The 21,575-nt window shown below is 59.9% G+C and carries 18 protein-coding genes; 8 read left to right on the forward strand and 10 right to left on the reverse strand.

The features are described 5' to 3' along the window. Positions 1-583 precede the first annotated feature (583 nt). Positions 584-1,153, reverse strand: a complete 570-nt coding sequence (locus SB822_RS20445) for a DNA circularization N-terminal domain-containing protein (RefSeq protein WP_410855552.1) — start codon at positions 1,151-1,153, stop codon at positions 584-586. Positions 1,154-1,204: 51 nt separating this feature from the next. Beyond that, positions 1,205-1,528: a hypothetical protein gene (locus SB822_RS20450; protein WP_410855463.1), complete on the reverse strand. Its 324-nt coding sequence runs from the start codon at positions 1,526-1,528 to the stop codon at positions 1,205-1,207. 940 nt (positions 1,529-2,468) lie between these two features. Between SB822_RS20450 and SB822_RS20455 the strand changes: the two genes are divergently transcribed. Then, on the forward strand, positions 2,469-3,248 hold the full coding sequence (locus SB822_RS20455) for a class I SAM-dependent methyltransferase (RefSeq protein WP_410855464.1): 780 nt from the start codon (positions 2,469-2,471) through the stop codon (positions 3,246-3,248). Positions 3,249-3,401: 153 nt separating this feature from the next. On the opposite strand, the gene SB822_RS20460 is transcribed toward SB822_RS20455, so the two are convergent. Beyond that, positions 3,402-3,662 (reverse strand): hypothetical protein, encoded by a 261-nt coding sequence (locus tag SB822_RS20460; protein ID WP_410855465.1) that lies wholly within the window; start codon positions 3,660-3,662, stop codon positions 3,402-3,404. Positions 3,663-3,950: 288 nt separating this feature from the next. Further along, positions 3,951-4,328 carry a hypothetical protein gene (locus SB822_RS20465; RefSeq protein ID WP_410855466.1) on the reverse strand — a complete coding sequence of 126 codons (378 nt, stop codon included), beginning with the start codon at positions 4,326-4,328 and terminating at the stop codon, positions 3,951-3,953. Positions 4,329-5,715: 1,387 nt separating this feature from the next. Here SB822_RS20465 and SB822_RS20470 point away from each other — a divergent pair. Next, positions 5,716-7,275, forward strand: coding sequence for an adenylate/guanylate cyclase domain-containing protein (locus tag SB822_RS20470; protein ID WP_410855467.1), 1,560 nt, complete (start codon positions 5,716-5,718; stop codon positions 7,273-7,275). A 388-nt stretch (positions 7,276-7,663) separates the two neighbouring features. On the opposite strand, the gene SB822_RS20475 is transcribed toward SB822_RS20470, so the two are convergent. After that, positions 7,664-8,638, reverse strand: a complete 975-nt coding sequence (locus SB822_RS20475; protein ID WP_410855468.1) for an IS5 family transposase — start codon at positions 8,636-8,638, stop codon at positions 7,664-7,666. A 698-nt stretch (positions 8,639-9,336) separates the two neighbouring features. Here SB822_RS20475 and SB822_RS20480 point away from each other — a divergent pair. After that, positions 9,337-10,230: a toll/interleukin-1 receptor domain-containing protein gene (locus tag SB822_RS20480; protein ID WP_410855469.1), complete on the forward strand. Its 894-nt coding sequence runs from the start codon at positions 9,337-9,339 to the stop codon at positions 10,228-10,230. Positions 10,231-10,479: 249 nt separating this feature from the next. Here SB822_RS20480 and SB822_RS20485 read toward each other — a convergent pair whose 3' ends face one another. Beyond that, a complete protein-coding gene (locus tag SB822_RS20485; RefSeq protein ID WP_410855470.1) occupies positions 10,480-11,181 on the reverse strand; it encodes an IS6 family transposase in 702 nt (233 codons plus the stop codon). Positions 11,182-11,458: 277 nt separating this feature from the next. Between SB822_RS20485 and benC the strand changes: the two genes are divergently transcribed. Next, positions 11,459-14,248 (forward strand): benzoate 1,2-dioxygenase electron transfer component BenC, encoded by a 2,790-nt coding sequence (gene benC / locus SB822_RS20490; RefSeq protein ID WP_410855471.1) that lies wholly within the window; start codon positions 11,459-11,461, stop codon positions 14,246-14,248. Positions 14,249-14,273: 25 nt separating this feature from the next. On the opposite strand, the gene SB822_RS20495 is transcribed toward benC, so the two are convergent. Next, positions 14,274-15,206 (reverse strand): helix-turn-helix domain-containing protein, encoded by a 933-nt coding sequence (locus SB822_RS20495; RefSeq protein ID WP_410855472.1) that lies wholly within the window; start codon positions 15,204-15,206, stop codon positions 14,274-14,276. A gap of 342 nt (positions 15,207-15,548) precedes the next feature. Here SB822_RS20495 and SB822_RS20500 point away from each other — a divergent pair, with 342 nt between their 5' ends. After that, complete coding sequence (locus SB822_RS20500) at positions 15,549-15,932, forward strand: TraR/DksA family transcriptional regulator (RefSeq protein WP_410855473.1); 384 nt, start codon at positions 15,549-15,551, stop codon at positions 15,930-15,932. 96 nt (positions 15,933-16,028) lie between these two features. Here the strand turns inward: SB822_RS20500 and SB822_RS20505 are convergent, their stop codons facing one another. The 3 genes from SB822_RS20505 to SB822_RS20515 form a co-directional block, all read right to left on the reverse strand. Then, a complete protein-coding gene (locus tag SB822_RS20505) occupies positions 16,029-16,286 on the reverse strand; it encodes a hypothetical protein (RefSeq protein ID WP_410855474.1) in 258 nt (85 codons plus the stop codon). 130 nt (positions 16,287-16,416) lie between these two features. Then, positions 16,417-16,719 carry a type II toxin-antitoxin system RelE/ParE family toxin gene (locus SB822_RS20510; protein ID WP_410855475.1) on the reverse strand — a complete coding sequence of 101 codons (303 nt, stop codon included), beginning with the start codon at positions 16,717-16,719 and terminating at the stop codon, positions 16,417-16,419. Further along, positions 16,716-16,973, reverse strand: coding sequence for a type II toxin-antitoxin system ParD family antitoxin (locus tag SB822_RS20515; protein ID WP_410855476.1), 258 nt, complete (start codon positions 16,971-16,973; stop codon positions 16,716-16,718). The genes SB822_RS20510 and SB822_RS20515 overlap by 4 nt, the downstream gene beginning before the upstream one ends. Positions 16,974-17,594: 621 nt before the next feature. Between SB822_RS20515 and SB822_RS20520 the strand changes: the two genes are divergently transcribed. The 3 genes from SB822_RS20520 to SB822_RS20530 all read left to right on the forward strand — a co-directional run bounded on the left by SB822_RS20520 (position 17,595) and on the right by SB822_RS20530 (position 21,539). Then, positions 17,595-17,819 carry a hypothetical protein gene (locus SB822_RS20520; RefSeq protein ID WP_410855477.1) on the forward strand — a complete coding sequence of 75 codons (225 nt, stop codon included), beginning with the start codon at positions 17,595-17,597 and terminating at the stop codon, positions 17,817-17,819. Between the two features lie 365 nt (positions 17,820-18,184). Beyond that, a complete protein-coding gene (locus SB822_RS20525) occupies positions 18,185-18,931 on the forward strand; it encodes a protein-L-isoaspartate(D-aspartate) O-methyltransferase (protein ID WP_410855478.1) in 747 nt (248 codons plus the stop codon). A gap of 100 nt (positions 18,932-19,031) precedes the next feature. Beyond that, positions 19,032-21,539, forward strand: a complete 2,508-nt coding sequence (locus SB822_RS20530; RefSeq protein ID WP_410855553.1) for a spermidine synthase — start codon at positions 19,032-19,034, stop codon at positions 21,537-21,539. Positions 21,540-21,575 lie beyond the last annotated feature (36 nt).

A 21,575-nucleotide genomic window follows, 5' to 3' on the forward strand; every position in this document is an offset into this window, starting at 1 on the left:
GGCTGCCAGAAAAACGGATTCCGGGAACGACGCTCCTGATATCCACGCCGGTTTTAAGGCTATCAATACTGCACCCATTATCGGCAAATCTGGTTTACCGAGTTCCTCGCCTTTTCGCTCAGCTTTCTGCTGAGTCGACTAGCTATGAATTGGGTTTTCACGCTTAACGCTAGGTGATAAGAGCCGCATATCGGCCCGCGTACCCTCAGCTAATTAGAGCTGCCATTGTCGTCCCACGATGACGAGGCGCGCTGATAAATCTTGCGTATTCGCGTTGACGATCCCGCACGAAACCGATACCGGACTGCCATGACCGAAAAAAGAGCGCCCTCGTCTTCGACGATCGAAGCGCCGATTGGTGAGCACAGCCGCCGCCCGAAAGTCCGAGCGACGCGCCGGACGAACGCCCCTTCATGGCCGAGAGCACCAATTCGATGAGCGTCGCCGAATCGGATGGGTTTGCAGCAGCCGCTTGCAGTGCGACACCCGCCATCATGACCGATGCACGCGCCGCTGACGATGCTGACAACAGTTCAGAAGCCTTCGTGGTCGATTGCACCTGCGTGTTGCTGCCCGTGTGCCGCTATTGCCGCCGCCGAACAGACGCACGAAATTGCCAGCGAGCATCGATACGGCGCCGATGATGCGCTTCACATCGTTGACGGCCGTGACGCCAATTTGATACGGGCCAACCGCAGTCGAGACTGCTTGCTGCACCACTGCCGCGCCCGCCGCGATCGACGCGGGCGAGCTTTTCACTTAAGTCGGCCAGCGCCTGAATACCGGTTTTGCTCGCTGCGCCCGTGCTCGCAGCAGCGGTCGATACCGTAGTGGTCGGGAAGAGCCGATTACCCGAGATGGTCAGCGTCAGCCAAATCTCGAACGCGCGCCCGAGATTGCGCCGCTCGATGCTGTCAATACCCGGGCAGCACACGCTCTGGATCGTGCCGAGCGTCGGATGCACCAACGTCTGGCCACCAGCCGTTTCGCATGCCTGGAGCAGCCGATCGCGCTGAGAGATGACAGCTCCGCCGCCGTTGATGAGATCACCCTCAACGAGGAACCCGAGCACTTCGAACTGGCGAGGACGCTTGCCGAGATCTTCGACCCACACGACGTCGCGAAACGGATAGGTATGGATCGAAGTCTCCAGAACAGGTGCAGCGGACTACTTCACGCGGGGTCTGTGATGGATCGCTTGCCCCTAATGGACATCGGATTTCCGCGCCAAGCCATCCACGCCGAGCACGGCAAGGACCGCCTGACGCGTCTTTTCGTCCGGACAAAGCAGGATTACAAGGTCGCCCGACTTCGCCCTGAGCAGCGGCTCGGAAATAAGTTCGGCGACAGCGTTAATGTCATCCACCAGTCCGCAGTGGATGTCCAGTTCCGATTCGATGTCGCCGAGGGCCGAGGCGTCTCTGAGAGTCGTGCCCTGACGAATGATGACGTTGATCGTTTTGCGTCGGTAGGTGCACACGATCAGCTCCCCGGTGATGCCTCGCACAACCTTGCTGGTTACTTTCATTTTCTGTCTCGACGCTTTGAGTGCAGCGGGAAAAGTCGGAACGCGGCAACCGTGTATTTTTCCAGCGCGCATCGAGTGCATCTGTTGCAAACCGCACAGTCAACCAAACTCATCGGCTCACGTGATTGAGCGCGTTGCCTGTGATAACGCCCTGCTCGCCGCTTGCGATCGGACTCATGCGCACGGCCTTGCTCGCAGCTGTGATGTTCGTCGGTATCGGTTGCGGCTGGTTCCTGTGTCTTGCGATCCTGGCAGGTGAGCTGTGGAAATGATCAAGACCTGGGCCGGTGCAGCGGCACTCGTCGCGATCTATCTGCTCATTTGAACGGCGTCTGACCATCGCGGGGCTGAATTTGAATGCTGCAGCGTGGTCCGCTGCACCTGATCCCGCAAAGGATCATCATGGATTGATTATTGACATTTGATTAGTATTCCTACACTGTTTGCTTATCGGTGGATTTATGGTGACCTACGCATAGTGGCCGCTATGTAAAGCTTTGCATAGCGACCCTCAAGGGACATTCTCGTCCGCCGATAGGCGCCGTTCGCGCTCTACCTGTCCGGCTCCCTCAGATCATCACTGTCCCATTGATCCTATCCTACCGAGTCTTCGCCGATCATTACCGCAGTGATTCGCTGTGACGCGTTCACTCTCGAGGAATCTCTCATGGATTTCGGCCGAGGATTCTTTCTCGGCGGACTCACTTGGACGGCCTCACTATTTCTACATCCGTGAAATAGTTGGCATGGTCGTTTCACCTCACGTAAATGTTCGATTCCCCACATATTGCGTGGCTTGAGCTCGTATGCATTTCGTAAGTTACCTATTCTGTTGATCGTCAAGTCAAAAATGCAAGTGGATGAAGGATCCTGGCAGCCAGACCGGCATGGTCGTGTCCGGGAGGTTGCGTCCTACCGCTAAACAACGTGCGAGGCATTCATGCCTGACTATGCATTGGATAACTCCTGGAGGCATGCCAATCGCCGTCTGGCGCTGCTGGAGCAAATGCTCGACCCGATGACCCAGCGTCGTATCAAAATGCTCGGAGTGGGTCATGGGGCGCGTTGCCTCGAGGTTGCGGCTGGAAGCGGCTCGATCGCGAAATGGTTATGCGAGCAAGTGGGGCAGACCGGCAGCGTAGTGGCAACCGATATCAACACCACATTGCTCGATCAGATCCGTCTTCCGAACCTCGAAGTCCAGCAACATGACATCCTCAAGTCTGAGCTTCCAAGTTCGGCATTCGATTTCATCCATGCGCGATGGATACTCCACCATCTGCGCGAACCCGAACGCGCGATTCGCCGGATGATCGACGCACTTCGCCCTTCCGGATGGCTGTTACTGGAGGAAGTCGATTTTTTCCCAGTGCATGCGTCATCGTCCGCCGTGTTCCGCGAATTCATGGTGGCCCTCGTCAACACCGTTGTAAAAGCGTCTGGTCGAGACTGCTTCTGGGCACGCATCCTTCCCGAGACCGTGGCGGCCATGGGACTCGAGCAGGTTGGCGGCGAAGGAGAGTTTCCCGTGATCCAGGGCGGTTCGCCGGCCGCGGAATTCTTCGAGCTGACTGCCGTGCAGATGCGCGATCAAATGCTCGCGGCGTCCGCACTGCCTCTGCCCCGGCTCGAACAGGCGCTACAACTCCTGAAATCGCCTGATCTTTGGGCCTTCGGCGGCGGCAATATTGCCGTGTGGGGCAGGCGAAGCGCCGCTTGACCCTCTGTGACGAGGGAGCACAACGGTCAGTCAATGGCCAGAGTCGAATGACCCGTCGTGGCCGCACTTGGATATTCTCCGATCTCGCTGCCAGCCCCAAACAACGTCGTCAGAAGCCGCTCCCAATCACATTTCAGCAGTTCACCGAACAGACTAGGGATCGTTAACTGCGCTGATGATGTCAGTGAGGAACCAGGGCAGAATTAATTGCGTATCGGAATAGCTGACACCAACGCTGAGCACTGGTGGCTTTGACATGGAGTCGCTGCGCGTCGCACTGTGGTTGGCGCAAGGGATGTAGGTATTTGTGTGGGCAGGAATTTGCTGGGAGACCTGATTATTGGCGGGTGGCCATGTCGACGCGCAGCCGGCAGTGAGCACGACGAGGGCAACTGCGGAGCAAAAGGGCTTCATGAGGGTGAACTCCAGCCACGTTACTTCGACAATATGGCCGATGACGAGTTCGCCACGGGTATGTGGCCGGACGCTGCCGAATGCGGGAGGCGCAGTCCGACCCGTGCGCTGCCCGCCGACGACTGTTTGGCATGAGTGACTTCCAGCAGTCTTCCGCAGATTCGCACCAGGCGATCGCTTCCTTGGCACACGCATGGGGAGGCGCAGTCAAGCTTCAGGTCGCACTCGAAATTTTCCTGAGTGGTTTCTCCAAACAGGTTCGCTGCAGTTTTGCATTGCTGGATATTCTCAGTGCGCCGCGAGCCGCTGCATGGTCGAGAGGTCGCAGGCCTCACCGTCCACTTCAACCACGCGCTGATGGGCGTCGAAATACACCGAGTGCGTCTGCGAGGCAGCTCGTCCGAAGTCGTATTCGAAGCACCGAATCCCATCCGCCTGCGCTTCCGAATCAGGCTGTCCGACGGCCTGCACAACTTCCTGCCCGGACATGCCGACGCTCACCCGACTCGCGAGCAGCTCGGACGATCGCGCAGCGCATCCGGTGACGACGATCACCAGCATGGCGCATGCGGCCGGAGCGCAACAACGCAGTCGGCTCATCGCATCCCTCCTGATGTTGGAATTCTGCACAATCCACACGGCGCGCACAGCCAGGTGAATGCCCAAGCCCTATTCACCCGACGCCAATCGTCCAGCGCGCCATCGGCGATCTCTTGCCATACGATCTCGACGCCTGCACACATTCGCCCAGGCAGATCGCCCCGATTGGGGGCACCGGGTCCTCGTCGACGGCGAGAACCGAATCCCTGCCGACCATGGATAGCTCACGGCAGCGACGTCGCACGGCATGACTGTTGGCCGTGCGTGGTGCTCGTGCGCATGACTGAGATGCAGTGGCCTACTATCGTTCAAAACCCTTGTTTCGCGCACGAGGCCATGTACGTCGAGATCGCGGAACCAGTTCTCGCTGCCTGTTCAATCAACCAGTGTCGGCTGGTATCGCCCAGCAGCCCAAGCCGGACAAGGGTTTCCGGTCGATGCACCCTATCGAAGTGACAATACCCAGAAAATGTCGAAAAATCTCGCTAATTCAATGACATACAGGAGTTACCGCACCGCTCCTTGGGGGGCAAAAACGCCCATTTGCATCCTAATAAAATCAAAAACTTACAGGGGGGTTTTGAACAGGGCCAACCCCGTGGAACGTCCTTTACGAGCGTCGGGCCCGTTCCCCTTCAGGCGGTTCGGGCGACGCAGCTCCCGCCAGTGGGAGCAGGCATCGTTACCACCCTGCCCCCGTTGTACCTGAGCCTGCCCGGCCCGCTGGCGCCGCTGCGCGCGCGGGACAGGCCGCGAGCGCACACTGCCCGTATATTCCGTACTCCTGGCTGCCGGCGAAGAAGGTGTTGACCCACTGCCGTCGGTCGCCGTCAGGGTTCAACGGCAGGTAACTGAGTGGTCCGGTCATCCCCGGCCGGTTTCTCAGGGACAGCAGTTCGGCGGCCATTGCGGTCATTGGAGATCAATCAAATTCGACGGCCGCCAATGACCGCTATCGAAATAGTCGAATGCTCCTTGTCGACCCACAGCGGCCTGCTGAAATGCTCCGCTCGCTGTCCGTCGACCATATTGAAGCAGTTGTTTGAGCGTCGACTACGTTTCTCTGATAATTGTCGCGTCCCTTCTTTGAACCACCCGAATCCGGGTCCCGCGAGCGATCCGATATCGCAGCGGTGTGCACCATGTGACTCGTGAGCACCGCGCTATTAGCGCAGTCCCGCAATCTCACCTACTCTGTAACGAGATGTGGCACCGGGCGTCGTTGACAGCCCGACCGCCCGTCTCCGTGCCCATGACGGGTCGGCACGCCGCAGACGTCGCGCTGTAGATGGTCGACGACCTGGTTCGGGTGGCCGGGGAGGACCCGACACCGATCAACATCATCTTTGATTCCTCGCTGAAAGACCTTGGATTGAGAACTGGTCGATGCGATCAAAGCGGAATTCCGCTGTGACGGTTGATTGATCGCGACTGAAAGGCCGGGGGAACCCGCATGGCATCGGAGCACATAGAGCGCAAACTAGCGGCGATCCTCGCGGGTGATATCGCAGGTTATTCGCGATTGAGCGGCGCGGACGAGGAAGGCACGATGCGTCGCCTCCGCGCGCTCCGCGCTGAGCTGATCGGTCCGGCGATTGAGGTCTATCGCGGCCGCATCGTCAAGACGACTGGCGATGGGATTCTGGTCGAGTTCGCAAGCGTGGTGGATGCTGTGCGCTGTTCCATCGAGGTCCAGCGGGGCCTGGCGATGCGCAATGCCGATTTTGTGCCTGAGAAGCGAATCGAGTTCCGTATCGGAATTCACCTCGGGGACGTAATGGTGCAACCCGATGGCGACCTGCTCGGTGACGGCGTGAATATCGCCGCGCGCCTCGAAGGCATCGCTGAGCCAGGCGGTATCTGCCTTTCCGACGACGCATACCGCCAAGTGCGCGACCGCCTGAAGGAAGAGTTCACCGACCTCGGCGACAGCGACCTCAAGAACATTGCGCGGCCGGTACGGGTCTATTCGGTCAAGACCGGCATGGAAGCCTCGGCGCTCGGGCGGCTGGCCTCTGCATCGGGAAAATCAGGTCCGCCACGCCTTTCCATCGTGGTCTTGCCCTTCGCCAATCTAGGCGGCAATCCGGAGCAGGAATATTTCGTCGACGGCGTCACCGAGAGCCTGACCACCGACCTGTCGCGCATCCCTGGGGCGTTCGTCATCGCCCACAATTCAGCCCTCACCTACAAGGGCAAGCCCGTTGATGCACGGCAGATCGGGCGCGAGCTTGGCGTGCGGTATGTGATGGAAGGTAGCGTACAGAGCATCGGCAGTCGCATCCGCGTCAACGCACAGCTGATCGACGCCGGAACTGGGGCGCATCTTTGGGCCGAGCGTTTCGACAAGCTGCGCGCCGATCTCTTCGACATGCAGGACGAGATTACCGCCAGGCTTGCCCGCATGATAGGCATTGAGCTCGTGAGCGAGCAGATCCGTGCCGTTGACGCGGCTACCGCGAAGGCGCTGCGGACGGCGCCCAACAACGCATTAGCGCACTACGCGCGGGCTACGGCGTTACTTCGCATGCGCGCGCCGGAGCGCGCGCTGCGCGAGTGCGAGCTTGCCATTGTGCTGGATCAAAACCTGGCGTTGGCCCATGCCTATGCTGGCTTCATGAAACTGGTTCTTGGGCGTCCCGCGGAGACGGAGGCTCATCTTGTCGAAGCGATCCGCCTCAGCCCTCGTGATCCTCAGTTGTGGCACTGGTACTTTTACCTTGGAGCAGCTGACCTCTACTTGGGCCGGGTCGATGACGCAGTTGAACCGCTACAGAAAGCGGTTGAACTCCATCCGAACCACAACCTCAATCATTTCTTCCTGGCAGCAGCGTTGGCGCTTGCGAACCGCGAGGTTGAAGCAGCGGAGGCATGCGCTGCCGGGCGGCGGGTCGATCCCACTTTCAGCGTCGCCAAGTTCCGCGACCTCGCGCCCAGTAACAACCCGGGCTTCCTGGCCCGGCGCAAGCGTCTCTATGACGGAATGCGCAAGGCCGGGGTGCCGGAGGAATGAGTTGGTTTGATCGCTGTTGGGCTTCCCAATGGTCGTCTCGCGTCGCGAAGTCGTCCGTTGAGATTTCGTAAATCGTAAGTGCCCGGCTCCAGTAGGTCACCGAGCGTCCATCCACGCTCACAGTTCGCCGCGGATCGGACGTTACAACGCATTCGTTGCTTTGCCCTGCACGGATGATCAGTTGAGGCTGCGCACCTCGCGGGGTCAGCTTATTCAGCAGTTAGCTGCTATCTTTTCGATTAAGGCAATGCTGATCAAGCCGTGTAAACGCAACTGGTTGTGATGGCATATGCGTAAACTTTCCGAATCACCAATGAAGATGGTCATTCCGGTTCCTTTTGTCGCGCCGCAGGCGCTTTGCGCGGGCCTTTCGCCCGTGTTTCGCCCATTACGGGCGCACCTGTGCTGTAAATCGGCCTCGCGACATGTAAAGGTTCGCCAGCGCGAGCGAAACAAAGGCGCGATTGGCGTTCTTCGCCAGACCTCGATAACGAACCTTCGTGAAACCCCACAGCCGCTTGACCACGGCGAACACATGTTCGACGCGGGCGCGAATCTTCGACTTGTTGCGGTTCTTGCGGCGCGCCACTTCATCGACGCTGTCCTTGCGCCGCGTGCGTTTGTTCGTGAAGTCATGCGCCTTCGGGGCCTTGCCCTGGATCAGCGCTTTCTGGCTCGCATACGCGCTGTCGCCATAGACCCGCTGTTCCTGCCCATGCAGAAGCTGTGGCAGCGGATGCTTGTCGTGCACGTTGGCAGCCGTGACGACCGCGCTATGCGCGAGCCCACTTTGGCTATCCACGCCGATATGAAGTTTCATGCCGAAATACCACTGCTGGCCCTTGCGCGTCTGATGCATTTCAGGGTCCCGTGCTTTCTCCCTGTTCTTCGTCGAAGAGGGTGCGCCAATCAGCGTGGCGTCTACAATCGTGCCACTCTTGAGCTTCGCTCCGCGCGCCTGCAACACGCGACCCACCTCGGCGAAGATTCGCTCGCCCAGCTCGTGCTCTTCAAGCAGGTGTCGGAATTTGAGCAGCGTCGTCGCGTCTGGAACGGTTTCGTTGCCCAGGTCAATGCCCACAAAACGGCGCAGGCTGAGGCTGTCGTACAGCGCCTCCTCGCACGCAAGGTCGGCGAGGTTGAACCAGTGCTGGACAAAGTAAATCCGCAACATGCGTTCCAGCGCGATCGGCGGGCGACCGCTGCCGCGTTTCGGGTAATACGGCTCGACCACCGCGCACAGTTCAGCCCACGGCACGAGCCTGTTCATCTCATCGAGAAACGCTTCGCGTCGCGTAGGTTTGCGCTGCGCTCCGAATCCCGCGCATTGATCGACCGCCATCGCAAGTGTCAGTTGCTTCATCGTTTTTGCTTTTACCGTTGCATGGTCCACGCTATAACGCATGACAGGCATGAGTGGTGGACTTGATCAGCATTGCCTTAACGTCTTCCCGTACTTGTTTATCGTCGTCACGAGGGCGTTTCCCTCGTAATATCGTGAAGAGTCTTTGCTGTATCGATATCGGACGTTGACGATATTTTCCCCAGTCTGTCGGATATTTTATGCAATCAAAATCAGACGTAGTACTTAGCGCCGTTTCCATGATTTAAGCAGTTAACGAAGTGAGTCCGCGTCGATCGCGTGTCGGCCGTTATAAGAAAACGGAGGTGCGTCAGGCCGAACAAACGCCGTCAACTGCTTTTGTTCTTCCGTCGCGAATAACATCTCCGCTTGGACGTATCGCGACTGCGCAGCATTCTGGGACCAGATAACTAGAACTTTGACCGAGGCCAACAGAGCAAGTCCAACTATGCGCTCGTAATTTTCTGCCCCACCAGTTTTGGCGCCGTGATAAAAAGGATCGTAAAAGAATTCTCAGCAGATGTCTAAGATCGATTTGCCCTCAGCTCCCCCGTGTTCGGCCGTTGATGCTTGGATGAATGCGTCATCAAGCGACGTGTGCGAAATGAAAAGCGTTCGCCGAACAATTTCAGTGACGTGTTGTCGTTTATCTACATCGGCCTGACATCAGGCTAGGAGAAACTTCCCGGGAGAGAGTTATGCTTCGAACTTTCATTAGCTACCGGCGCGGCTACAGCAATGGCGAAGCCGGACGCCTCTTCCAGGATCTAAGCAAGGAATTCGGAAGGCGGAAGGTGTTCATGGATGTTGCAACCATTCAGCCCGGTATTAACTTCCGCAGTTCAATTGAAAAAACAATTGCCTCCTGCGACATCCTCTTGGCCGTGATTGGACGCGATTGGGTAACCGCGACCGATCACGAGGGACGGCGACGGCTGAACGACCCCGACGACTATGTGCGCTTCGAAATTGCGTCAGCGCTGCGTGGCAAGGTTACGGTTATCCCGGTATTAGTGCATGGCGCGGAAACACCATCCGACGCGAACCTGCCCAGCGACTTGAAAGAACTCAGCTTCCTCCAGGCAGTAGAGCTGTCGCACACAAAGTGGGAAAGCGACGTGCAACACTTAATTAAGAGGTTGAAGAGTCGGGAGCCATTCAGAATATGGGGCTATCCGAAGTTACTTGCGCTCGGTGCTGCTCTAATCATTGCGGTGGCCGGCTACTTTGCTTTGAAACAGGTTATTGGAGAACTCAACATCAGACGCGAAATTGCGATTCGGGTGCCCGCAGACTTTCCGGAGGAATTCGGACACATCGTCGCCACCCAATCGCAGAGCATCTGCGACTTGACCGGGATTCACCGAAGCGATGGAGATGGATCGTATAAACCGGTAAGCGCACGAGAGCGATTCCTGCTGTTTGCGCGATGCGAGGTGACAGGAGAGATGTTCCCAACCATCCCGCGAGGAGGCCATAGTTGTTGCGAGCACCTTTCACGATCTGACGCACGCGCGCTCCGAGTATGTACTGACGCTCCAGAAAGCAACAGTCGCACGTACATAAGGGATACGATACGTTGCCCGAGATGAAGACAGCAGCAGAATGTGTACAAGAGCCCAAGACGACGAGTCAAGACACGTCCCTGAATTGCCCGCTGCGTGCAGGAAAACTGAGGTCGTCGGGCGCGCGGACAAATACATTATCTATCAAACAACGCACGCAATTAGATCGCATGCGATTTACAATCGATAGCCTCTTAGCTGTATATCCGCGTCGATACAGTTGCAGAAGGATACCTAATAACTGCCTTCGTTATGAGACCACCCACGAAGTACTTCTTATATTGCGAGGTCGTAGAATTGATCAGCGGCGGACGGATGGGTTCCGCGAGCGCACTTCATCTGTCCTTTCGCGATCATGTGCATAACCTCAATGCCGGAAAGAATGATCCGGGCACAGCGAAATGTCTTGAACCCCAGCATCGGCCGCGTTCGTCGTTTGATCGCCCGATGGTCCTGCTCGACCACGTTATTCAGATATTTGGACTGACGGATCTTGATGGGAGCTTCACAATCGGCATTGATCGCTTCGAGCGCGGCGAGATTGGCGCCGCTTTTGTCGATGGTCACCGTCTCGAGAGCACGGTTCCAGACGATCGATTTCTCAAAGTAACGCCGGGCAGCAGTCTTGTCCCGATGAGCGCGTAGCAGAAAGTCGATGGTGTTGCCGTCCTTGTCGACGGACCGGTAAAGATACCGCCATTCGGCCTTGACGCGGATGTATGTTTCGTCCATCCGCCAGCTCTTGCCAACCGGCCGCTTGCGACCGCGAAACGTTTTCTCCAGCGCCGGCAACAGCTTGATAGCCCAGCGGTGCACAGTCGAATGATCGACCGAAGCGCCGCGCTCAGCCATCATGTCTTCGAGGTGCCGCAGGCTCAGCGGATAGGCCACGTACCAGCGCACGCAAGTCAGGATCACGTCGAGCGGATAATGCAGGCGCTTGAGCACTCGGGCCACCGCCGGATTCAACGTCTTCATCGAGCTTTCAGTCGTTCGTGTCGTTCCGCACATCATAGCGGACCGCGTTACTGCGACAGAACCCCAGGTTACTGCGGTCATCCGGCATCCATCACCATGCACGTTTTGTCCGGGTGAACGTCGTCTCTGTCCATTGAGGGGAACGCCCCTCAGGCTCTAAATTGGTGTCACCAAACCCACCGGGCGCTTGCGAGAAACAAGGCTACCTCGCGCGCCCGCCCTCGAACATACCGCCAGCGGAGCGGCATGTTCGGGCGGCTCTAGAGGAGACACCGCCATGGCCCATCAGATAACCCTCCGTTTTGAGGACGGAGTGACCCGCTTCATCGAATGCGAGGAGGGCGAGCGCGTCACCGATGCCGCCATTCGCGCCAGGATCAATATTCCACTCGATTGCCGTGATGGTGTGTGCGGCACCTGCAAGGCGATCTGCGAGTCCGGCGAGTACGTTCTGGGCGACTGCGTCGAAGACGCGCTTAGCCCGGAGGAGGCGACCGCCCGCAAGGTTCTCACCTGCCAGATGAGCCCACGTTCCGACTGCGTGATCCAGATCGCCACGAACTCCGATGTCTCGGGTACCGGCCCATGCTCCCACCGCGGACGGATCGTCGCCTGCCATCGAGCGTCAGACACCACGATCGCCTTCTCGGTCGAACTCGAGAACCGCGCAGATCTCAGCTTCCTTCCTGGGCAGTATGTCAACATCCGGGTGCCCGGCACCGATCAGACACGGTCCTACTCCTTTAGCTCCGGGCCGTCCGAGCCGCACCTGTCCTTCCTTGTGCGCAATGTGCGTCAAGGGATGATGTCGACCTGGCTCTGCGAAACCGCCAAGGCAGGCGACCCAATCGAGTTTCGCGGCCCGATGGGAAGCTTCTACCTGCGCCCGATTGAACGGCCGGTGCTGTTTCTGGCGGGTGGCACGGGTCTCGCGCCGTTCCTCTCGATGCTGGACAAGATCGTCGAAGACGGCGGCAGCCCGTATCCGATCCACATGATCCTGGGTGTGAACAGCGATGCTGATCTGGTTGGCATCGACCGGCTTGAAATCTATGCGCAGCGGCTGCCGAACTTCACCTATGCCTGCACCGTGGCCAGCCCCGACAGCGCCCATCCCAACAAGGGCTATGTGACCCACCACATCAGCGCCTCCCAGCTCAACGGTGGCGATGCGGACGTCTACCTCTGCGGCCCGCCGCCGATGGTTGATGCGGTACGCAGCTTCGTCTCGTCCGAAGGGCTGACGCCGCGCAATTTCTACTACGAGAAGTTCGCCGGCACCGGCCTGGTGGTCCAGACCGGCGAGGAGCGCATTGCTCCTGTTGATGTCGATGAAGCCTTCGACCTGCGCATGGTTCTCGAACTGGGGGCAGCTCAGTTGACCATGGGCCGGCTGTCGAGCGAGCAATTGATCATCTTCCGCCAGCTCGCCGAGGCGACGGCGCAGTTCGTGTCCGGGCGGCGCTTTACCGATGTTCCTCGCTACATCGAGGCAAACCACGCTTTCCACATGTTCACGATCGAAGCTTCCGGAAACGCCCAGCTGATCGCGCTCTACCGGCAACTGACCGTGCAGGACTACATCGCTCGCGCACTGACCGACCAGATCGAGATCGTCGGCGATATCGTCCAGCAGCACCGGGACATCGTCGCTGCCTTCGAACTGGGCGACCTGAACGCGGCGCGCGACGTGATCGCGCTGCATGCGCTCCATTCCAGGGCCACGATGAGCCGGGCGCTGGAGCATATGGCGATGGTCAAGACGACACCCATGGTCGCAGCGCCCCCCTCTCTCCTGTCTGCTGTGCCGGAGAGCGCGCCGCAGGTCTGCCCGTTCACGTCCAGCACCCTTCCGCCCTATTCACACGAACTGGACTGGCCCGAGGGGCTGGAGCCGTTCAAGGTGGTCGATGACGGCTCGCAAGGCGACCCCTACGAGCACTACCGCTGGATGCGAGAGCATGCGCCGGTGCTGCGGTGCCAGTCGGCGACTTCGGACGTGTGGTTCCTCTCGCGCTATGACGACGTCTACCAGGCAATCCGCAACCCGAAGCTGTTTTCCTCCGAGGTCGTCAGCCCGCCACCGCTGACGTTCCTGACGCTGTTCGATGCACCCGACCATTCGCGGTTACGCAAGGTCGTCCAGCCGTCCTTCCTGCCGCTGGCGCTCGATCCTTTTATCGGGCAGATCGCGCAAAGGGCGGAGGACCTGCTCGACGCGATGATTGCCAAAGGCGGCGGTGATGTCGTCAACGATTTCGCTATCCCGCTCAGCATCTCGACCATCTCCACGATGATCGACGTGCCGAACGAGGATGAGGAGAAGATGAAGTTCTGGTCGGACGAGACCTTTAGCTACTTCGGGCGCCTCGCCCGCAATGCGCCGGGGACGGGCACCGACGAGCAGAGCGCGCAGGCTTTCTTCGCTTACCTGAAGCAGGCGCTGGAGCGGCTCGTTCTCACCGACAGCCAGTCGATCGGCGGGCATATCGCGCGCATGTGGAAGGACGGGCTGCTTTCGGAAAAGGAAGCGAAGGAGCTGTGCGCCTTCGTCTTCATCGCCGGGCACGACACGACGACTATCCTTGTCGCCAACGCTTTTCGCATGTTCGCCGAACAGCCGGATCTGCTGGGACGTATCCGCGAAAACCCCGCCGACGCTGACCGTTTTGTCGAAGAGGTGGCGCGCTATCGTGGAACGGTCCAGCGCGTGAGCCGCATCACCACCGAGGCGACCACCGTCGCGGGCGTTGATCTGCCCAAGGGCGCGGTGGTGCGATTGCTGCTGTCGGCCGCAAATCGCGACAGCCGCAAGTTTGCCGAGGGTGAGACATTCGACATCGACCGCGATTCCAGCGGCCACCTGGGTTTCGGCAACGGCATGCACAAATGCCTTGGCGCGCCGCTCGCCAAGCTGGAGACACTGATCGCGACGAAGGCTCTGGCCCGCAAGGTCGGCGACATAGCGTTCGATCCGGCAAGGCCGATCCAGTATGTGCGGGGCAACAATCTGACCAACTCCGGGCCGGAGCATCTGTTCGTGAAGCTCGGCGGCTTATCGGCCTGAATCGGATGACGGGGGCGAGGTAGAGTCAGCCCGCTCTCCCCTTGTCGGGTGGCAAGGATCGATCGTGAGCCGCAGAGCGGTATTCCGTTGGCCGGAGTCCCGTCTGCTTGCGAAAGAAACGACCGAAATAGGCCTCGTCCTGAAACCCCAGTTCACTCGCGATCTGCTTCACACTGAGCGTCGAATAACCGAGCAGCCGCTTGGCCTCATGGATCGAGCGTGCATCGATTGCCTCGATTGCCGAGACCCCGAAGGTGGCGCGGCAGATGCGGGAGAGCTGGCCGGTCGACACGCCCATCTCGTCGGCATAGCTGGCGACCGGCCGCCGCTCACGGCAATGGCGGTCAAGAAGCGCGCGGAACCGCTCGATCCGCGCGGCCATTGTCCGATGCTCGGAACTGGCCGAAAGCCGGGCGCTCTCGCTGAGGCGCCCGATCTTGACGAACAGGGCGATCGTCAGTGCTGCGCCTGCGGTGAACTGCCAGCGCTCGTGGCTCTCCGCCTCGTGCCCGATCGACTGAAACAGGGTGTCCAGAGGTGTGCCGCGCTCGACGTCGGGATCGACCGACAGCACCGTCGGCGTGCGGATGAATTCCAGCAACTCGGGCGCGGCCGTCATCGCCAGCGATTCCAGCGCAGACTGCGCGGCGGTGATCACGTGACCGTCGATGTCGCTCCGGAAGTGAAAGCCGTGGACCGAGCGCGCTGGCACGACGATCAGACATGGCGGTTCGACTGCCCAGGTCTTGCCGTCGATAAAGGTTTCGCCGCCCCCGGCGGTGACGTAGAGCACCTGGATCAGCGCATCGTGGACGTGCGGCTTGATGTCGAAGTCGAAACGGCCGGCGCGCAGGGGAATGCGTTCGTAATGCACCATGTCGACCCTGGACTGGTCGGCTTCCGCGCCATAGAGCGCGAAATGCAGAACGGTCCGGCGGCGCTGTTGGTCATGGGCCATGATGCACGTTATGTCCTGCTATATGTGATCTCTAACCATTGTTTCACAGGCGCTTGAGGCGTTCAACGTACCGCTGTGACGCGTCGCTTCTGCCTCAAATCTCGCGTGAGTAAAACATTTAATTGTGGGTGCCACTCATTTCACCATCCACCGTCACAGCTTCATTGGTGAGGCTTTAGCGACGAGAGTCAGGATCGTCAGACGGGATCGTTACTGTCGCATTGTGCTAACCGCCCGGCGGGTGCATGCTTGGTTTGGCCTGTGTGGTAGTACGCACATGACGGAACGCCTTCGCGATGCCACCCGTTGGCGTGGCGTTTCAGAACACATCGAGCCTTGTCCATGATCACCCTCACCTGTTCCGAACTCGGGCTGTTACAACAAAGGCTCTGCGAGCGCCGTCGTGAGCTGCTGGCGACGCTGCGCGGCGAATACGGCGATCTCGCTGGAGCACGGCCGCCCGAAGAGCTGGGCCCCGAGTCGCATCCCGACGAGACCGCATCGCGCAAAGCGAGCGATCAGTTGCGCACTGCGCTCGCGCGGCACGAATTCGACGAACTGCAGCAGATCGACGCGGCGCTGGCTCGCGTCGCCGCCGGCCGCTACGGGGCATGCGTCGATTGCGGCGACCCGATCGGTTATGAGCGCCTTGTCGCCGCGCCCTACACGGCCCGCTGCGTTTCATGCCAGACGGCGTTCGAACAGCACCGCCCCACCCGTCAATAGGAAACCCATCAGGTATGAAACGTCCTCTTGTCGCGATAGACGCAGTAGCCCGTCGCACCCATCGATGCGTGCGCGCGAAAATTCGTAAGATCTAAATCAGTCCAGGTCTTTTGTATTGGCGTTCAATCTCCAGGTGTGGTGCAACCCGGCATAGCCTGCGTGCGCAGACAATTCATTGGCATCCGGAAACCCGTCGGTGTGGGCACCGCTGGAAGCGGCGAAGTGAGGCGCGTTTTCACGCTTACGGACGTCGGAATTCGGGCTCCCGATGGACAGTGAGGTATTGCCGATCGGCAAAGTCACCTTTGTGCAGAACGTCGCCGCCCGGATGTGAAGAGCCCGGCTCGCCTCCATTGGAGCCCGTCGGTCAATCAGATAGCCTCGCACGATGTATGGACTTGTCGGGCAGGCGTCTGTACTCGCGCTCAAACACAAGACAGACCTGCGGAAATAAACGGATCGCCGTCGGGCAACTCGCGCGAATTCAGCGAAAAAGGACCGCGGCGTAATTGTGCGCGCTGTGCAGGATGTGAATGATGTCGACGCGTTCGGGAGGCTCGCCAACAACACGATAGAAAATCTGGTGGCCGCCGTGAACCCGGTGACGCACGCCACGGTCTTCGTAGCGCGGCACGATTGGGAATGCGACGTATATGTCGGCGAGGCGAATGCACTTCTCGCGCATCTCCCGCACGAAACTCAGGGCGCGACGGGGGTTGTCGCGGGCCATGTAATCGCCGATGGCCTCAAGATCGGCCTCGGCATCAGGAAGGATCTGGACAATCATCGCTTGCTGCCCGCCGCTGCATGATATTTTGCTTCAAGCCGGTCGAACACGTCCTCGGCGATGTTGCCCCGTCCCGCCTCCGAATCGCCAATGCCGCGCTCAATCACCGCATCCAGCGCGACGAGCTGCATTTCGCGATCCTGAATGAGCTTTACGCCTTCGCGCAGAACCTCGCTTTCCGAGCCATAGCGACCCGACTCGACCAACTTCGCGACGTAGGCCTCAAGCTGTTGCCCAAGATCTGCATTGATCATAGCCATACCCCGGCATATTCATGCGACCAGACCGCTCAATAAATATTATAAGGCGATACGGCCCAGCCGGATCTGGTCGAATTCAGGGCACGCGACGGAAACAAGCCGCGCTGCACATGCCGACAATCACCGAGAACAAATGATCCCAAGGTTGGCCAACGACTTTTTCTACAGAACCGCGGCAAGTCTTTCGCCTTCTTCCGCCCCCCGGAGTGGCAAAACAAAGTAGCGGGCGGTTTCCCGTGGACGTCTCGACCGGACCGATTCCGGCGGCGCCTTGTATTGGCCAATGAAACGCTAATGCTGAACAATCTCGGATTAATCCAAATAGACACCAAATGCAGCACAAGCGAGTTCCGCCTTGTTGCGACCCAGCAACTGACACAGCGCGGAATCGCCTAGGTGGGCCGACCGGGTCCCAACCCGCTTTGCTTCTCGACAGGCCTTGCATTTGCTGATTGCAGATCGCCATGCTGGTGCCCTTTTACTCCCGAATGCGCCAACGGCTATTATGAGAGCAGCGACATGTATTGCATCCGCAGACGCTCTTGACGTTCCAGTACGACGCCACGACCAGACTCGCGTCCGTGGGGGAACGAATATAGCTTGAGGGAAATAGCCATGCTTGACCTGCACATCCGAAAATGCGTGGCGCGGAACAACGAACATCGCGTCGATACTAGCCGAGGCGCAGACCTCAGCGCTCAGCAAGCTACCCGACGCTGGCTGGTTGCGCTCGCGCTAATCGGAAGCGCGGTCGCGGCAGTCGCGATCGCCACCGGCCTGCCAGCCACCGGGCTTGCGATTTACCTGATGCTGACACTGCCGTTCGTGTTCTTCGCCTGACCGAGCCTGATGCGCAGCGTCGCTTTCCGAGCGGCGCAAAACATGGTTCCAGACCGCGTAGCCAGCGAGTCGTCCGAAGAAGGCATATGGACGATCCGTAGCAGCAACCCTGTAAGGCCGCCCGCACCGAATATCAGAAGTCGGTTGCGGCGATCCCTCTCTACGTTTTATATGCATCACAGCCATGCCGGCGCTCTCTGGTGGTTGGCTGCACAGCGGGAATGGGCGCGGGGTTTATTGCGCGCGGAACAAAGAACGTGGCGACGGGTTCGGGGGCTGCGCCTGATACGCGGCGGGCGAACACGTCCTGCACGACCTCGCATGCGCGGGCGTAGAATTGCGATAGGTCAGGCAACAGAGATCGCATGGTGAAACCAGTCATGCTGCGCTGGCCGCGCACCCTGATTCCAGCAATCGCATTGGTGTGGATGTCTTCGGGCGTTCACGCGGCCGACGATTTTGCGCCCCAGCGGGCGAGAATGGTCAAAGAAGTTGGCGAACTCACGACTGAAACCTTCCTCGCAACCGGCAGACCCGCCATCGATACGCGCGTGCTCGCCGCGATGGACCTGGTGCCTCGCCACCAGTTCGTCCCGCCAGGCGAAGAGCGCAACGCCTATGAGAACCGGCCGCTTCCCATCGGCTATGGCCAGACCATTTCGCAGCCGTACATCGTCGCGCTGATGACCGACCTGATGATGGTCAAGCCCACTGACGTCGTACTGGAGGTTGGCACCGGCTCAGGGTACCAAGCGGCCATCCTCTCGACCCTCGCGCGTGCGGTCTATACGGTCGAAATCATCGAGCCTTTGGCCAATGCGGCGCAGGAGCGTCTGCAGCGGCTCGCGTACAAGCGGGTGGAGGCCAGATTAGGGGACGGCTATTACGGGTGGGAAGCACACGCGCCTTACGACGCCATCATCGTCACCGCCGCTGCAAGCCATGTCCCCCCTCCTCTCGTGAGGCAGTTGAAGCCGGGCGGCAGGATAGTCATCCCGGTAGGTGCGCAGTTTCTGACGCAGTATCTGCTGCTGATCAGCAAGGCGAACGACGGGACCGTTTCCACCCGACAGATCCTGCCCGTCAGCTTCGTGCCGCTTGTCGGGCATTGATTCTGAGTGAGAGCCAGGTGACGCAAAGGAGCGCGAACCCGCACGGCAGCATTGACTGAGTGTGCACTCCTTCCCGTATCCCGTTCCGGTTCATGCGACCATGCCCGCCGCGCCGTTGTTCGCCCTCTCCCTGCTTTCGGCCGCAGCGCTCGGTTACGAGATCCTGTTGATGCGCCTCTTTTCGATCATCCAGTGGCATCACTTCGCGTACATGATGATCAGCGTCGCGCTGCTGGGTTACGGGGCAGCCGGTGCGATGGTGGCGCTGGCGCAGCGCTGGCTCGTGCCCCGGTTCGCAGCCGTGTTCGTCGGCGGCGCAATTCTGTTTGGCGTTTTTGCGGTCGCCTCGTTTGCTTTCGCCCAGCGCGTCGCGTTCAACCCGCTGGAGATTCTGTGGGATCCGCGCGAGCCTCTGCGTCTGCTCCTGATCTATCTGCTGCTCTTCGTTCCATTCTTTTGCGCCGCGACCAGCATCTGTCTCACCTTCACACGGTTCAACGACCAGATCGCCCGCATTTACAGTTTCGACATCGGCGGAGCGGGCTTGGGCAGTGTCGCGGTCATCGGGGCGCTGTTCGCGCTGCGCCCGCTGGATGCACTGCGGTTACTGGGCGCTGCGGGGTTCGCGGCAGCGGCGCTCGCATGCATCGAATGCCGCTGGCCCCGGCGGTGGCTGTCGGCCCTGTGGTTGCTCGCCGCCGCAGCCGTGCTGGCCACCGGCCTGCCGCGCGACTGGCTTGCGTTGCGGCCGTCGGAGTTCAAGGAATTGAGTCAGGCCCTGCGCATCAAGGACGCGCGCGTGGTCGCCGAAAGCTCGAGCCCGCTGGGTCTCGTCACGGTGGTGGAGAGCCCCTTCGTCCCGTTTCGCCATGCACCCGGGCTGAGCCTCAATGCGACGATGGAGCCGCCGCCGCAACTCGGCGTGTTCACTGACGGCGACGGCCTATCCGCGCTCAATCGCTATGACGGACGGCGCGAGCCGCTCGGTTACCTCGACTATCTGACCTCATCGCTTCCCTATCACCTGCTGCGGCGACCCAAGGTCCTCGTGCTTGGCAGCGGCGCGGGAGCCGACGTATTGCAGGCGCTGTACCACGAAGCGAGCGCGATCGACGCGGTGGAACTGAATCCGCAGATAGTCGACGCCGTGCAGCGCCGCTTCGCCGACTTTTCAGGCAAGCCTTACAGCGCACCCAACGTTCGCGTATTCACCGGCGAAGCGCGTGGCTTCGTCGCTGCACGCGACGAGCGCTACGACCTCATCCAGGTCGCGCTGCTGGATTCGTTCAGCGCCACGTCGGCCGGCCTTTACGCACTTTCCGAGAGCTATCTGTACACGGTGCAGGCGTTTCAGGACTATCTGCGCCATCTCAACCCGGGTGGCATGCTGGCGATCACGCGCTGGGTCACGTTGCCCCCGCGCGACGTCCTGAAGCTGTTTGCGACGGCCGTGCTGGCCATGGAGAACGCCGGGGTGACGCAACCGTCTCGCCGGCTCGTGCTGATCCGCGGCTGGAATACCGCGACACTGCTGGTCAAGAACGGTGAGTTCGACGACGCGGACATCGCCGCGCTGGGTCGCTTCTGCCGTGCCCGTTCGTTCGACGTCGGATACTACCCGGGGATGCAGGCCGCCGAGGCGAATCGATACAACGTGCTTGAGAGACCCTATTTCTTCGAAGCCGCGCGCGCTCTGCTGAGCACCGGGCGAGACACGTTCTGGGCAAGCTACAAGTTCGATATCCGTCCCGCCACGGACGACAAGCCGTACTTCTTTCACTTCTTCAATTGGCGGTCGCTGCCCGAGTTTCTCGCGTTGAAGGGGCAAGGCGGCTTGCCCTTGCTGGAATGGGGCTACCCGGTACTGATCGCAACGCTGCTTCAGGCCACGTTGACGGCCATGGCATTGGTCCTCTTTCCTCTCTGGATGATGACGCGCCGCAAACGCACGGCTCATGGATCTCCGCTCTTTAAGGCTACTTCCAGCAGTGACGCCGCTCCTTCGGTGGCGACGATATCAGGACGTAGAGTCGCGATCTATTTCGTCGCGATCGGCTTCGCCTTCATGTTCATCGAAATCGCGTTCATCCAGAAGTTCATCCTGCTCCTGAGTCATCCGCTCTATGCTGTCGCCGTCGTACTATGCGCGTTCCTTTCGTTCGCTGGACTTGGAAGCCGGTACACGCAGCGCCTGCATGGCCGCGAGGCGCTCCTGGCTGGCTACGCCCCACGGCCCTGCAGGAACATGAATCGCTCGTCGATCGCGACGAAAGCCATCCTTGCGATCTCCGCCATCTCGTTCTTCTACCTGCTCTTGCTGCCCGCGCTGTTCCCGTTGCTGATCCCGTTATCCGATCCGGCCAGAATCGTGATCGCCGTACTGCTTGTCGCGCCGCTCGCGTTTGCGATGGGGATGCCCTTTCCGCTGGGGCTCAGCCGCATTGCTGCCGGCGCCGAAACGCTCGTGCCGTGGGCTTGGGGCATCAACGCATGCACCTCCGTGGTCGCTGCAGTTCTGGCGACGGTACTCGCAATTCATCTGGGATTTACCGCAGTGGTCGTGATAGCGGTCTTGCTCTATCTTGCCGCGGCGGCTGCCTATCCTTGATCCGGCATGATCTCGTTTGATGCGGCGTCGTTCCGA

The sequence above is a fragment of the Paraburkholderia sp. SIMBA_054 genome (genome assembly GCF_046534875.1).
In the GTDB taxonomy this organism is placed as follows: domain Bacteria; phylum Pseudomonadota; class Gammaproteobacteria; order Burkholderiales; family Burkholderiaceae; genus Paraburkholderia; species Paraburkholderia hospita.

Coding starts and splice junctions, on each gene's coding strand:
- SB822_RS20480 (WP_410855469.1), top strand. CDS start 9,337: ATGCTTCGAACTTTCATTAGCTACCGGCGCGGCTACAGCAATGGCGAA.
- SB822_RS20515 (WP_410855476.1), bottom strand. CDS start 16,973: ATGATCAATGCAGATCTTGGGCAACAGCTTGAGGCCTACGTCGCGAAG.
- SB822_RS20505 (WP_410855474.1), bottom strand. CDS start 16,286: ATGGAGGCGAGCCGGGCTCTTCACATCCGGGCGGCGACGTTCTGCACA.
- SB822_RS20510 (WP_410855475.1), bottom strand. CDS start 16,719: ATGATTGTCCAGATCCTTCCTGATGCCGAGGCCGATCTTGAGGCCATC.
- SB822_RS20500 (WP_410855473.1), top strand. CDS start 15,549: ATGATCACCCTCACCTGTTCCGAACTCGGGCTGTTACAACAAAGGCTC.
- SB822_RS20450 (WP_410855463.1), bottom strand. CDS start 1,528: ATGAAAGTAACCAGCAAGGTTGTGCGAGGCATCACCGGGGAGCTGATC.
- SB822_RS20475 (WP_410855468.1), bottom strand. CDS start 8,638: ATGAAGCAACTGACACTTGCGATGGCGGTCGATCAATGCGCGGGATTC.
- SB822_RS20530 (WP_410855553.1), top strand. CDS start 19,032: ATGCCCGCCGCGCCGTTGTTCGCCCTCTCCCTGCTTTCGGCCGCAGCG.
- SB822_RS20460 (WP_410855465.1), bottom strand. CDS start 3,662: ATGAAGCCCTTTTGCTCCGCAGTTGCCCTCGTCGTGCTCACTGCCGGC.
- SB822_RS20520 (WP_410855477.1), top strand. CDS start 17,595: ATGCTTGACCTGCACATCCGAAAATGCGTGGCGCGGAACAACGAACAT.
- SB822_RS20525 (WP_410855478.1), top strand. CDS start 18,185: ATGGTGAAACCAGTCATGCTGCGCTGGCCGCGCACCCTGATTCCAGCA.
- SB822_RS20485 (WP_410855470.1), bottom strand. CDS start 11,181: ATGAAGACGTTGAATCCGGCGGTGGCCCGAGTGCTCAAGCGCCTGCAT.
- SB822_RS20455 (WP_410855464.1), top strand. CDS start 2,469: ATGCCTGACTATGCATTGGATAACTCCTGGAGGCATGCCAATCGCCGT.
- SB822_RS20470 (WP_410855467.1), top strand. CDS start 5,716: ATGGCATCGGAGCACATAGAGCGCAAACTAGCGGCGATCCTCGCGGGT.
- SB822_RS20495 (WP_410855472.1), bottom strand. CDS start 15,206: ATGGCCCATGACCAACAGCGCCGCCGGACCGTTCTGCATTTCGCGCTC.
- benC (WP_410855471.1), top strand. CDS start 11,459: ATGGCCCATCAGATAACCCTCCGTTTTGAGGACGGAGTGACCCGCTTC.